This is a genomic window from Arthrobacter tumbae (assembly GCF_016907495.1).
GTDB classification, from domain to species: Bacteria; Actinomycetota; Actinomycetes; order Actinomycetales; family Micrococcaceae; genus Arthrobacter_D; species Arthrobacter_D tumbae.
The window spans coordinates 2,708,820-2,721,150 of sequence record NZ_JAFBCC010000001.1 but is presented as its reverse complement, the minus strand read 5'-3'; the positions used below and the strand labels follow the sequence as shown (position 1 = coordinate 2,721,150).

At 65.7% G+C, this 12,331-nt stretch carries 12 protein-coding genes and 1 tRNA gene; 1 reads left to right on the top strand and 12 read right to left on the bottom strand.

The features are described 5' to 3' along the window. Positions 1-84: 84 nt before the first annotated feature. Positions 85-1,482: an ABC transporter substrate-binding protein gene (locus JOD47_RS13050; RefSeq protein ID WP_204534841.1), complete on the bottom strand. Its 1,398-nt coding sequence runs from the start codon at positions 1,480-1,482 to the stop codon at positions 85-87. A gap of 245 nt (positions 1,483-1,727) precedes the next feature. On the opposite strand from JOD47_RS13050, the gene JOD47_RS13045 reads away from it, so the two are divergent. Then, a tRNA-Leu gene (locus JOD47_RS13045) sits at positions 1,728-1,800 on the top strand. 20 nt (positions 1,801-1,820) lie between these two features. Here JOD47_RS13045 and JOD47_RS13040 read toward each other — a convergent pair. From JOD47_RS13040 to JOD47_RS12990, 11 genes are all read right to left on the bottom strand, one after another. Further along, positions 1,821-2,099 carry a CHY zinc finger protein gene (locus JOD47_RS13040; protein WP_204534839.1) on the bottom strand — a complete coding sequence of 93 codons (279 nt, stop codon included), beginning with the start codon at positions 2,097-2,099 and terminating at the stop codon, positions 1,821-1,823. Positions 2,100-2,137: 38 nt separating this feature from the next. After that, a complete protein-coding gene (locus JOD47_RS13035; RefSeq protein ID WP_204534838.1) occupies positions 2,138-2,653 on the bottom strand; it encodes a GNAT family N-acetyltransferase in 516 nt (171 codons plus the stop codon). Positions 2,654-2,726: 73 nt separating this feature from the next. Next, complete coding sequence (locus JOD47_RS13030; RefSeq protein WP_204534837.1) at positions 2,727-4,163, bottom strand: NAD(P)/FAD-dependent oxidoreductase; 1,437 nt, start codon at positions 4,161-4,163, stop codon at positions 2,727-2,729. Between the two features lie 34 nt (positions 4,164-4,197). Next, positions 4,198-5,733, bottom strand: a complete 1,536-nt coding sequence (locus JOD47_RS13025) for a S8 family serine peptidase (protein ID WP_204534836.1) — start codon at positions 5,731-5,733, stop codon at positions 4,198-4,200. After that, positions 5,730-6,683, bottom strand: a complete 954-nt coding sequence (locus tag JOD47_RS13020; protein WP_204534835.1) for a Ppx/GppA phosphatase family protein — start codon at positions 6,681-6,683, stop codon at positions 5,730-5,732. The genes JOD47_RS13025 and JOD47_RS13020 overlap by 4 nt, the downstream gene beginning before the upstream one ends. Before the next feature lies 1 nt (position 6,684). Continuing rightward, entirely contained in the window at positions 6,685-7,335 is a 651-nt protein-coding gene (locus JOD47_RS13015) for a DUF501 domain-containing protein (RefSeq protein ID WP_307836281.1), read from the bottom strand. A gap of 55 nt (positions 7,336-7,390) precedes the next feature. Continuing rightward, positions 7,391-8,095: an FtsB family cell division protein gene (locus tag JOD47_RS13010; RefSeq protein ID WP_204534833.1), complete on the bottom strand. Its 705-nt coding sequence runs from the start codon at positions 8,093-8,095 to the stop codon at positions 7,391-7,393. A 99-nt stretch (positions 8,096-8,194) separates the two neighbouring features. After that, positions 8,195-9,475: a phosphopyruvate hydratase gene (eno, locus tag JOD47_RS13005; RefSeq protein WP_204534831.1), complete on the bottom strand. Its 1,281-nt coding sequence runs from the start codon at positions 9,473-9,475 to the stop codon at positions 8,195-8,197. 146 nt (positions 9,476-9,621) lie between these two features. Next, positions 9,622-10,326 carry a MazG nucleotide pyrophosphohydrolase domain-containing protein gene (locus tag JOD47_RS13000; protein WP_239548103.1) on the bottom strand — a complete coding sequence of 235 codons (705 nt, stop codon included), beginning with the start codon at positions 10,324-10,326 and terminating at the stop codon, positions 9,622-9,624. Then, entirely contained in the window at positions 10,323-11,465 is a 1,143-nt protein-coding gene (locus JOD47_RS12995) for an adenosine deaminase (protein ID WP_204534830.1), read from the bottom strand. Before JOD47_RS12995 ends, JOD47_RS13000 begins: the two co-directional genes overlap by 4 nt. Then, on the bottom strand, positions 11,462-12,181 hold the full coding sequence (locus JOD47_RS12990; protein ID WP_204534829.1) for a DedA family protein: 720 nt from the start codon (positions 12,179-12,181) through the stop codon (positions 11,462-11,464). Before JOD47_RS12990 ends, JOD47_RS12995 begins: the two co-directional genes overlap by 4 nt. Between the last annotated feature and the right edge of the window lie 150 nt (positions 12,182-12,331).

Sequence of the window (12,331 nt, the reverse complement as noted above, 5' to 3'; positions counted from 1 at the left end):
GGCTCCGCTCACGCAGAAGAACCCCTCCCAGGCTGGGAGGGGTTCTTCTGTACTGTGCGAGTGAATCAGATGGTGCTGGTGGTTCTAGAGCTGTCCTGCCTCGGAGCGGTAAGGCTGCGGGGTATTGTTCTCATCGAACTCGTAGATTCCGATGAAGGCTTCGGTCGGATCACCGTTCTCGTCGAAGGTGATCGGGCCGGAGATGCCCTGGTAGTCGATATCTTCACCGTTGCGCTGCAGGGTGACGCAGCCTGCGTAGTCGAAGCACTCCGTACCCTCCTTGGAAGCGGCCTCAAGCTCGGCTGCGATCGCTGCGCCGTCAATGCTTCCCGCTGCATCTGCGGCGAGGGCAATGAGGTTTACGGCGTCGTAGCTTTCACCTGCGTAGTTCCAGACGTTCAGGCTGTCGTCGATCCCAGCCAGGGCTTCCTTGAACTGGTCACCTGCGAAGGAACCGGGCTGGGTGCCCTGCGCGCCTGCGAGTGTCCCCGGATCGAGGTCTTCGCTGTAGTCGGCCGTGTTGCCGTCAACGAAGAACATCGCGTTGGGGTCAACGCCCTGACCGGTCATCAGCGGAACGATGCTGTTGGCCTGGTCGAAGCTGATCACCACGTACGCGTCAGGCTCGGCCGCGACGAGCGCGTCAACCTGGCTGCTGAACTGCGAGTCACCCTCATTGAAGAGTTCCTCTGCGACAATCTGGCCGCCGGCGCTTTCGACGGCTTCCTTGATGCTGGCCTGGAGGCCCGTGCCGTACGCATCGTTGAGTACGATCATGCCCACGGTCTGTGCACCACAGGCCATGATGTAGTTGCCGAGCACGCGGCCCTGCAGGACGTCGGACGGAGCGGTGCGCCAGTAGAGGCCGTTGTCATCCCAGTCGGTGAAGTCCGGCGAGGTGTTGGCAGGCGACATCTGAATGACGCCGTCACCGGTGATCTGGTTGATCACCGTCTGCGATACGCCCGACGACGCCGCACCAACAATCGCGCTGACATCCTGGGACAGGAGGTCGGTTACAGACTGCGTTGCGATGTCAGTGGTTGTGTCACCGGAATCGCGGTGGATGATCTCGATGTCCTGGCCGAGCACGCCGCCGGCCTCGTTGATCTCCTGTGCGGCGAGGTTTACGCCTGCAATTTCGGGAGGACCGAGGAATGCGAGGGCGCCTGTTGTCGGCAGGAGGGATCCGAGCACCAGGGGAGATTCGGACGTAGTTTCCGCCTCAGGTACTGCACTCGGGTCGCCCTTCTCGCCGGGCTCGGGGGCTGCGCCGCCCTGACTCTCGGGACAGGTCAGTCCCGACGCTGCCGCTGCCGAAGATGCGCCGTCCGCTGGTGAGGCGCCGTCTCCTTCGGGGGTGGGATTTCCACCGCAGGCAGATGCGAAAAGTGCGACTCCCAGACTCAGGGCCGCAATCTTCGCTGCGCGCGGAGCATTCTCCCCGATGCTGAACCGCGCGGAGTTACGTGTTGCTGTCATGAAATTTATCTCCTCGACCGAAAGACTCGATCAGCCTTTGATGCGATCACCAGGTGTTCCTGGTATGTGAAAAAGCTAGTGCAAAAACGTGTCCAAGATAAGCAAATCTGGTTACATCCTTGTAACGCTCGTCACAGGGGTCTTGACTAGCCCACGATCGGAATCGGCTGGACGTGCGCTTGGTTCGCGTATTCTTGATGGGATGCTCTGGTGGAATCCCCGCAGGACGGTCCACCGGAAGTTACGCCCCAGTAGCCCAATGGCAGAGGCAGGAGACTTAAAATCTTCACAGTGTGGGTTCGAGTCCCACCTGGGGCACTGTCTCCGACCCCGCGCAGTCAGCGCTCTTCGGGCCCAAAATACAGGTGCTTGTGCAGCCGGCAACCCGGATTGAACGGCGCTGTGCACGAGGAACATCCGTCAGCCTCCAGGTAGTCCCGGATGGACATGGTGTGCCCGCAGACACCGCACAGAATCGCCTGCGTGCCGTACTCCGCAGGGGGCCATACGGCGGCGTCGTGGCAGGTCGTCTCCGCATGGCACAGGTGGCAGGGATAGAACTCGCCGCAGCACCTGAACCGGATCGCGACGACGTCCAGCTCCGTCCGGTAGTGCACACAGCGTGTTTGATCATCGACCGTACGTCCCAGAACCCTCACAGCGCGTCGAAGGGAGGGGCGTACCGGAAGTTACCGGTCGGTAGCGGAGCACCGGTGAGTGCCCGGACCATGAAGTCCGCTCCCCAGGCCGGCTCCGGAGGAAGCACTCCGCGCTCATCTGCCCGAACGAAGCCGAACCGTCCGTAGATCAGTGGGCTGCCCAGCAGCACCAGGCAGGGCTCGTCCAGGGCCGTTGCACGCGCAATGGACTCCTCCAGCAGCAACCTGCCGATGCCCTGCCCCTGACGCTCCGGCAGCACGCCGATCGGTCCGAGACCAAGGGATGGAACCTGACCGATGTGTGCGCGGGTGGTGATGACGTAACCGCAGATGGCGCCGTCGTCGTCCTCTGCCACCAGGGACAGCGCAGGGAGGTACGCAGGGCTCTCCCAGAGCCGTTCCAGCAGGACCGCTTCGACGGTCCGTCCGCCGCTTGCACGGGAGGCGAAAGCGGCCTCCGTGACGGCAAGCGCGGCGGGGCGGTCAGTCGGTGTCTCAGGGCGGATTCTCACGATCCAGAACTCTAGCCGGTTAAACAACGACGGCGGCACCTGCGAAAGGTGCCGCCGTCGCCTGAAACAGATGCTAGGCCTTGGCCTTGGTCTTCTCTGTGTCTTCCGAGCGGTTCTTGTCCAGTGACGGAGTCTCCTGCTTCTTCGGCGGAGGAGTAGCGGCCTCGCGGAACTGGCGGCGCGGGGTCTGCAGGTCCATCAGCTGGGTGGTGTCACGGCCGAAGACGAAACCAAGCACCCAGTTGCCCACAACGCGCGCCTTGCGCTCGAACATGGGCATTGCCATGCCGTGGTAGCCGCGGTGCGCAAGCCACGCGGGCAGTCCGCGCATGCCGAAGCCCATGATGTTGGCGACGCCCTTGTACTGGCCGAACCCGGCGACTGCGCCGAGGTTCTTGTGCCTGTATTCCCGGACGCGGCCAACGCCGTAGCGCTCGGCGTAGATGTTGTCGGCGAGGAGCCTGGCCTGCCGCACAGCGTGCTGCGCGTTGGGGACGCAGAAGCCGCCCACGCCGCCGCCGGAGAGGTCAGGCACTGCGGAGACGTCACCGGCTGCCCAGGCGCCGTCCAGGGGGCCGTCGTCGCCGGTGATGCGCAGCTCAGCGCTGGCACGGACGCGGCCGCGCTCGTCGATCGGGAAGTCGGTGTTCCGGACCACGGGGTTGGCCTGCACGCCGGCAGTCCACACCAGGGTGTCTGTCTCGAACTCGTCCGCCGGGGATTTGTCCGGCATATTGATGAGCTTGAGCCGGCCGTCCTTGGCGCTGGCCAGCGAGGTGTTCAGCTTGACCTGTACACCGCGGGCCTGCAAGTGCTGCACAACCCACTTGGCTTGATCTTCGGTGACCTCGGGCATGATGCGGCCCATGGCCTCCACCAGCACGAAGCGGATGTCCGAACGGTCAAGACGCTTGTTCTTCTTGACGGCCGCGCGGGCGAGATCTTCCATCTCTGCAAGCGCCTCGATGCCTGCGAACCCGCCGCCGACGACGACGAAGGTCAGCGCACGGTCACGCTCGGCGCCCGGTTCCATCAGGGAGCCGGTCTCGATGCGCTCGAGGAGCTGGTTGCGCAGGGCGACGGCTTCCTCGATGGTCTTGAGGCCGATGCCCTCCTCAGCGAGACCCTCGATTGGGAAGGTGCGCGTAATGGCACCGGCCGCAATGACGATGTCCCGGTAGTTCAGCTCGAACGGCTCACTGCCGTCAGCTGGTTCAACGGTTGCGGACCGCGAGGAGTGGTTGACGCCTGTGACCTTGCCCGAGATGAGCTCGGTGTCAGTCAGATGCATGCGGTGGGAGACGACGGCGTGACGCGCCTCGATGTTGCCACCGGCTACCTCGGGGAGGAACGGCTGGTAGGTCATGTAGGGCAAAGGATCAACGAGCGTGACAATTCCGCCGTGATCCTTCACCTTCTTCTGCAGCTTGTGGGCTACGTACAGACCGACGTAGCCGCCGCCGACAACAAGGATCCGGGGACGATCAGAAAACTTGGAGGTTTGAGCCATGAAACCAGCGTACCGGACTTTGTGAAAATCTTCACTAGCTGCTGTTGCCGTCGGTTTCCGCTCCGCCGCCCCGGTACACCCGGATCACCTGATACGTCCCGCCGAGCACAATACAGAGGATCAGCCCGCCGAATCCGAACACGATGAAGGCCGGCAGCGACGTGGTAGCTGACGCACGTTCCGCGGCTGCCGGGACGGTCGGTTCAGGGATGTCGGGCAGCGGTTCCTCGGAGGGGGTCGGTTCCGGCGGTGGAGGCGGAGGCACGTCGCCGCGCCGGTACGTCTCGATGTACTGGGCCATGCTCACCACGCCGCCGGCACCGAGCAACCGTTCTTCGGGAACGGTGAGGTCGGCATTGACGGCGGCGGCGGCGTCGAGGATCCCGTGACCGTAGATGGTGTCCTGGCCGGGGATGCCGGCATCGCGTGCGGTCATGATGATCCGGTTGATGACCTGCGGAGCGGTCAGGTCCGGATACTTGGCACGGATGAGCGCCGCGACGCCGGAGACCAGGGGCGCAGCACCGGAGGTTCCGGACCATTTGCTTGCGTACAGGCCGCCCGGCAGCGCGCCGACGAGGTTCTCAGCCGGCGCCGCAATACCGATGCTGATGCCCTCGGATGACGACTCCCGGCTCGCCGCACCCTCCGCGTCCAGGCCGCCCACAGCCAGCACGCCGGGCATCGTGGCCGGCGCACCCACCTGCACAGAACCTCCCGCCCGGTTCCCGGCAGCGGCGACAATGACGACGTCGTTCTGTTCCGCATAGAGGAACGCCTCGTCCCAGCTCTCCGGCCAGGTGGGAGAGGTGCTGCCCAGCGACATGTTGATCACGGAAGCCCCGTTATCCACAGCCCAGCGCACGGCGTCGGGAATCTGGTCGTCAATGCTCACCCCTGCGGGGTTGGCGCCGGTGTTCTCGCCGCCGATCCAGAGCGAGACGGCCAGCAACTCGGATTCGGGAGCAACGCCGACGACACCGTCCGACCCCCGCCCCGCAGCCTTGACTGCAGACTCTTCCGGTTTTTCCGAATCTTCAGCCTCCCCAGACTCCGCCGGCGACGGCGATGGCGACGGCGGGGCGGACGCCTCAGCCTCAGCAGACGATGGCGGCGGGGCGGAGCCCGAGGGTGTAGCCGACGGCGAAGCAGTGCCGGACGGCGACACGGATGGGCTTGGTGCCGGCTCTTCGGGTTCGTGACCGCGGCCGGCAATCAAACTCGCCACCAGTGTGCCGTGTTCGGGCACTTCGCCGATTCCACGTTGCCCGTCCGGCGCTCCTGCTCCGGACACATCTGTTCCGCCGGTGACCACGCCTTGCAGATCAGGGTGGCTTCCGTCCACCCCGCTGTCGATCACCGCGACCGTCACCCCGGCACCCTTGGTGTCTTCCCACGCCTCGGTGATTCCGTAATCCTCAAGCCAGTACTCACGCTCACGAAGCTCCCCGCCGTGGGCCGCCGCGCTTCCCACCGGGATGACGACGCCGGACGCAAGACCCACTGCAAGCACGACGGCGGCAATCGACCGGGGAATGAGGACGCGGGAAGGCGCTGGGGCGACCGTCATCCGCGTTCCCCCCGGGAGGCGGCGCTGAGGGCGATGCCGTCCAGGATGTCGTGCTCACTCGCCGCGGCGCTCTGCACGCGGCCCTGAGTGGCGTCAGCAACCCGCCGGACAATAGTCCGCCAGATCAGGGCGCCCGCTCCGATGACATCCACCCGCCCGGGGTGCATATAGGGCAACGCTGCGCGTTCGGAACGGGGCAGGTGGAGCAGGGAGGTGGTGGCGGCGTCGATTTCTTCGACGGTCAGGGACGTGCCGTGGATCCGCTCCGGCTGATACTCCGGAAGCCTCAGCGCGTGCGCAGTAACGGTGGTGATGCTCCCGGCCACGCCGATGACGCCGTGTACCGAGGCAAGGTTGACCTCGGCGTTCGCCTCGTCGATCATCCGGCCGATCTCTTCCTCGGCAGCGGCGATCTCCTGCTCCGTCGGTGGGTCCGAGCGCAGGAAGCGCTCCGTGAAACGTACGCACCCCATGTCCATGCTGCGCGCAGCAATCACCTGATTGCCGGTGCCGACGACGAACTCGGTGCTTCCGCCGCCCAGATCCACCACCAGCACCGCGGCATCGCTCTCCCCCGCCAGCACGCTCGCCGCGCCGGAGAACGACAGCTCTGCCTCCTCGTCGCCGCTGACAACCTCCGGCTCAACGCCGAGGCGGTCCCGCACGCCGGCGACAAAGACGTCCCGGTTGCTCGCATCCCGCGTTGCTGACGTCGCCACGAAGCGGATCCGCCCGGCGTCGTGCTCCTTGATCAGTGCCGCGTACTCATCCACGGCCTTGAATGTCCGGTCCAGCGCTGCTTCGGAAAGCGTTCCGGTGGCGTCCACCCCTTCGCCGAGGCGCACCACCCGCATCAGGCGGACGACGTCGGTCAGTCCTGCCCCGCCGTCGACATCCGCGATCAGCAAGCGGATCGAATTGGTTCCGCAGTCAATGGCTGCAGTGCGCATGTCAGCCCTTCCCTTCGCTCGTTCGACGTTCGGCACGTTTGGCATCCAGTTCCTCAGGACTGAGCCCCTGGGTCTTCACATGCCGGCTGAGGTCGCGGTTCGGTGCGTTCCCACTGGTGTCCCACGCGCCGACACAGCGGCACTCCTCCACAGTCCACCACTCCGAGATGCCGGCCAGCGCCTCGTCTCCCAGCGGATTCACGCCGGGGCCCGCGGCGAGGGAATGACCCACCAGAACATGGAGGCATTTGACGCGCGAGGGCATCCCTCCGGCTGATACGCCATCGATCTCCGGCACGGGACCGATGCCGCTGCGCTCCCCGATCTCAGACCGGGCACGCAGGTAAGCCTCATGGGCCTGCCGGTAGCGGGCCGCGAGCTCGCTGTCCTGTTCGAGCCGCTCCGTCATTTCGGTCATGGTCCCGCCGGCTTCCAGGCGGGACACGGCAGCAGTGATGACCGGATGGGTGAGGTAGTACGTGGTGGGAAAGGGAATGCCGTTGCTGAGCCGCGGCGCGGTGGTCGCCACCAGCGGATTGCCGCAGACGCACCGGGCACCGATCTCGACGACGTCGCGGACCGGACGCCCCAACTGCCGGCTGAGGGTCTCGAGATCAGCCGGTGTGGGGGCAAGCGAAATCGATTCCGTCACTGCGGTCCTTCCTGAACCTGCTCTACCTGTCGGTTCTACCTGTCGGGAACCAAGGTTAGTCGGTGGCAGCCCGCTCCACAGATTCCCAGAGGGCATCCGCCCACGGCAGATCCGCCGGCGCCGCGGCGGACTGCTGCTCCTCCGCGGTTTCCACGGCCGTTCCGCCCTTGACCAGATAGCGGGTTTCCCCGGGCATGACCAGGAAGAGCCGGTCGCGGGCCTGCTGCTTGATGTACGCGGGATCTTCCCACCGGGCGATCTGCGTTTCAAGGACGCCCTGCTCCTGCTGCAGAGCCGCGATGCGATCCTGCAGGGCTTCGGTTTCCGCCTGCTGCTGCAGATAGGTACGGACCGAGGGTGCCAGCAGCACGATGATTGTCACCAGTACGACGGCGAGCGCCAGCAGCCGGCCGGAGAAGGCTTTCGCTGGGATCGGCTCGGCGTCCTCCGCCGGAACGATTACGCGGTCAGCCGGCCGGCGGAACGATGCACTCGCGGTTCGAATGGCCCCAGCCAGGTGGGACCGTTCCGCAGCACGGGCTTCGGACGGGGAAGTTTTTTTGCGCGGTGCCGGCGACGCGGCAGAACGGGCGGCGCCCTGCGGTGCCGGCGGCGTCCCCGTCTTGCGGCCTGAACCCGACGGTGTTGAACGCAGTGAAGCGCCCTGGGTGCCAGGGCGCTTCACCTGCGGCGTCTGCTGCCTCTGCCCGTCAGTGCGCGCCCGTGTTGTGCGGGGCACGCTGGGGCGTCGGGTGGACATCGGACTCCTTGTTCACGCTGTGTACGGCCGTCAGCTTGCGGAAATGCCCGACGACGGCGGTTACCTTCTTAACGAGGGTAACCGCCGATGAGGGGCCAATCAGGCAGTGAAACGCGGGAAGGCCGAACGTCCCGCGTAGCGGGCGGCGTCGTCCAGTTCTTCCTCGATACGCAGCAGCTGGTTGTACTTGGCTACGCGCTCCGAACGGGCCGGTGCGCCCGTCTTGATCTGCCCGGCGTTGGTTGCCACGCAGATGTCCGCGATGGTGGTGTCTTCGGTTTCACCGGAGCGGTGCGAGGTGATCGTGGTGTACCCGGAGCGCTGGGCCAGTGAGATGGCGTCGAGCGTTTCGGTGAGCGTTCCGATCTGGTTCACCTTCACGAGCAGCGAGTTGGCGGTGTGAGCCTTGATGCCGCGCTCGAGGCGGACCGGGTTGGTCACGAAGAGGTCGTCACCGACGAGCTGGACCTTTTCGCCGATGGACTCGGTGAGTGCCTTCCAGCCGTCCCAGTCTTCCTCGTCCAGCGGGTCTTCGATGGAAACCAGCGGGTAGTCGCGCACCAGGTCCTCGTAGTAGGAGCGCATGGCAGCGGAATCGAGCGTCTTGCCCTCGAAGGTGTAGGCGCCGTCCTTGTAGAACTCCGAGGCGGCGACGTCCAGGGCGAACGCGATGTCGGTGCCCGGTGTGTAGCCGGCGCGCTCGACGGCGGTGGTGATGAGGTCAAGGGCATCCCGGTTGGAGGGAAGGTTGGGAGCGAAGCCGCCCTCGTCGCCCAGGCCCGTTGCCAGGCCCTTCTCGTTCAGGACCTTCTTGAGCTCGTGGTAGACCTCGACGCCCCAGCGGAGGCCCTCGGAGTAAGACTCGGCGCCCAGGGGAACGATCATGAATTCCTGGATGTCGACGTCGGAATCGGCATGCGATCCGCCGTTCAGGATGTTCATCAGGGGAACGGGCAGCACATGTGCGTTGGGTCCGCCCAGGTAGCGGTAGAGCGGCAGCGCGGAGGACTCAGCTGCTGCGCGGGCGATGGCGAGGGAGACGCCCAGCATGGCGTTGGCGCCCAGGTTCGACTTGTTCTCGGTGCCGTCCAGGTCGATCATGGCCTGGTCGATGGCGCGCTGGTCCCCTGCGTCGAAACCGAGGAGTGCGGGCTGGATCTGCTCGATGACCGCTTCAACAGCCTGGAGGACGCCCTTGCCGAGGTAGCGGTCCTTGTCCCCGTCGCGGCGCTCGTTCGCCTCGAAGGCGCCGGTGGAGGCACCGGAGGGAACAGCCGCGCGGCCGAAGGTGTCGTCGTCGAGCAGTACCTCGACCTCAACCGTGGGGTTGCCGCGGGAGTCAAGGATTTCACGTGCGTGGATGGCATCAATGATTGCCATGGAAATGCTCCTGTTCATGTCTGTGGAGTTTCTTCGGACGGACAGCGAATCGCAACTCAACTCTGGTGAGCTGATGCGTCTGCGCGGGGATTCGTACTCAGCCTAATTGAAAGCGGCGGTCAATGACCGACCGTGACGGGGTCTTTTCACTCGGAGACGGCGGGCTCGGCCGAGCCAGACCGCGCGAGGTGTTCGTCCTGGTACCTGCGCACGGCGACGCGCAGCGCCCGTTCCGGATCCAGACCTGCGTCGACCGCACGCCCGACGACGGCGAGCAGCACCTCGCCGAGCTCTTCCTCCGATGCGGGGCCTGACTCAGCGGACGCCACGACGCTGCCCTCCTCCTGTGCGGAGGTTCCGCTCCGTCGTGCCCGCTTGAGGGTCTTCGCCGCCGATGCGAGCGCCGGGAGCCCCGACGGGATGCTGGCAAACGGCGTCGAGTCCGGCTGCTCCTGCCGCTTGATGCTGTGCCACGACGCTTCGATTTCCGCGATCGAGGAGGCAGGAACGTCGCGGAGACCGCCGTCGGGAGTGAACACGTGGGCGTTCCGCCGGATCATCTTCGCTGTGAGTCCGTCAATGACCTCCGCCAGGGCAAAGGAACCGCGTTCCTCCTGCAGGCGTGCGTGGAGCACCACCTGCAGGAGAACGTCACCGAGTTCGGAGCGCAGTTCATCAGCGTTGGCCGGCCCCTCGAGCACCTCCAGGAGCTCGTAGCACTCCTCAACCAGGTACTCGGCGAGCGATTCGTGGGTCAGCGTACCCATCCAGGGGCAGCGCTCCCGGAGTTGCCGGATGACGTCGACCAGCCGCTCGAGGGCGGCTCCCGCCTGCTGTGCGCTGTCCGTCATGCTCCGTTGGCGCCGTCGTACCCCTGCGCGATGAGCTCCGCGAGGGCGGTGCGGCTGTCGAGGGGCAGGAACGCGGCCTCGACGGCGTTGAGGGTCAGGTCAAGGAGGTCGTCGAGATCATAGTCGAAGGTTTCGACGAGGAGCTCGAACTCCTCGGTGAGCGTGACACCGCTCATCAGGCGGTTGTCCGTGTTGACGGTGACGTTGAAGCCGAGCTGGTACAGGAGGTCGATCGGGTGGCTCGTGATGTCCTTGCCGAAGGCCTCGATCGCGCCGGTCTGCAGGTTCGACGAAGGGCAGACCTCCAGGGGAATCCCGCGATCGCGGACCCACGCGGCCACCTGTCCCAGGCTGGCCATGCCGACCGGGGCGTCCGAACCGCCGTCGTCGCCGAATTCCACCGTGATGTCCTCCGCGATACGCACGCCGTGGCCCAGCCGCTGCGCGCGTCCGCTGACCAGCGCGTCGACGATGCTGTCCACTCCGGCAGCCTCACCGGCGTGCACCGTTGCGGGGAACTGGTGCTGCGCAAGGTAGGTGAAGGCGTCCGCAAAGCGTGCGGCGGGGAAGCCGTCCTCGGCGCCGGCGATGTCGAAGCCCACAGCCCCGCGCTCACGGTGGCGGACCGCGAGCTCGGCGATCTCCTGACCGCGGTCGGCATGCCGCATGGCGGTGATCAGCTGTCCCACCTGGATGGTGCCGCCGCGTGCGGCGACCGCCTCCACGCCGGCGTCGAGACCTTCCTGGACCGCCTCGACAACCTCGTCGAGGGACAATCCACCGGTGAGGTGCTGCTCGGGTGCCCAGCGCACTTCACCGTAGACCACGCCGTCGTCCGCCAGGTCTTCCACGAATTCCTGCGCCACGCGCGAGAGGCCCTCGCGGGTCTGCATGACCGCGATGGTGTGGTCGAAAGTCTCCAGATAGCGCACCAGGGAACCGGAGTCCGCGGAGTCGCGGAACCACTGGCCCAGCGCAACCGGATCAGTCGAAGGAAGCTGGTGGCCTACCGCTTCGGCGAGTTCGATGATGGTCGCGGGCCGGAGGCCGCCATCCAGGTGATCGTGCAGCGACACTTTCGGCAGGGCGCGGATGTCGAAGGTGAGGTCAGGAGCAAGGGAAGTCATTGGTTCAGTCACAGGCCAAGACTACGCGAGGCCAGCGGCTCCGCAGCAGGTTCCACGACGCTGTCCGGTTCGGGGGTTCGCGGGTGCAGCGGCTCGGGGCGCGGCCTCGTGGGGGTCGAGCCGCGTACGGCGCTGATGATGCGGTCGACAATGAAGCCGAGGACCACGGCGATCGCGATCGCAACCGTGACGCCCAGGAGGTGGTTGTCTTCAAACCACGCTCCGGCAAGCGCGCCGATGCCCACCGAGTAGCTGCCCCAGGCAATAGCGGAAATACCTGTCAGAGCAACGAAACGCCGTCGTGAGTAGCCGGTTGCGCCGGCGGTGAGGTTGACCGCCACGCGTCCGAAGGGGATGAAGCGTGCAACCAGGATCAGGGACGCCGCCCGCTTCTCGAGTTCGTAGCCCGCCCACTCAACAGCCTTCTGTGAGCGTGGGCGGCGCATCCACCGGAAGCGCTGAGTACCGACGCCCCGGCCCATCAGATAGGCGATGTTGTCACCGGCGAACGCTCCGAGGGCAGAGACGAGGATCAGCAGCCAGGCGTTCGGGACGCCCTCGGTGATAATCAGCGATGCGAGCCCCACCACCACTGACTCGCTGGGAAAAGGCGGAAAAAACCCGTCAACCGTGCAGCAGATAAACACCAGCAGGTAGACCCACGGCTGCTCGGCGGTACTGAGGATGAAATCACTCAGTCCATTCGTGACAGCATAAATCGCGTCCACTACCTGCGCTCCTTGGATTGTGCGGATCGGCTCCGGTTGCCGCCGCCCCAGGTGGGTCAGTGACCTTCTATAAGAACCATGCCAGCCGCGGATCAGGGGGGTCCATGGGGTATGTCCCTGTAGAACCCCTGATCCAGCCTTTTTCCAAGG

Bases quoted from the DNA above. Each gene is read 5' to 3' on its own strand.
- JOD47_RS13000 (WP_239548103.1), bottom strand. From the start codon at position 10,326: ATGACGGACAGCGCACAGCAGGCGGGAGCCGCCCTCGAGCGGCTGGTC.
- JOD47_RS13010 (WP_204534833.1), bottom strand. From the start codon at position 8,095: ATGTCCACCCGACGCCCCAGCGTGCCCCGCACAACACGGGCGCGCACT.
- JOD47_RS13025 (WP_204534836.1), bottom strand. From the start codon at position 5,733: ATGACGGTCGCCCCAGCGCCTTCCCGCGTCCTCATTCCCCGGTCGATT.
- JOD47_RS13030 (WP_204534837.1), bottom strand. From the start codon at position 4,163: ATGGCTCAAACCTCCAAGTTTTCTGATCGTCCCCGGATCCTTGTTGTC.
- JOD47_RS13020 (WP_204534835.1), bottom strand. From the start codon at position 6,683: ATGCGCACTGCAGCCATTGACTGCGGAACCAATTCGATCCGCTTGCTG.
- eno (WP_204534831.1), bottom strand. From the start codon at position 9,475: ATGGCAATCATTGATGCCATCCACGCACGTGAAATCCTTGACTCCCGC.
- JOD47_RS13050 (WP_204534841.1), bottom strand. From the start codon at position 1,482: ATGACAGCAACACGTAACTCCGCGCGGTTCAGCATCGGGGAGAATGCT.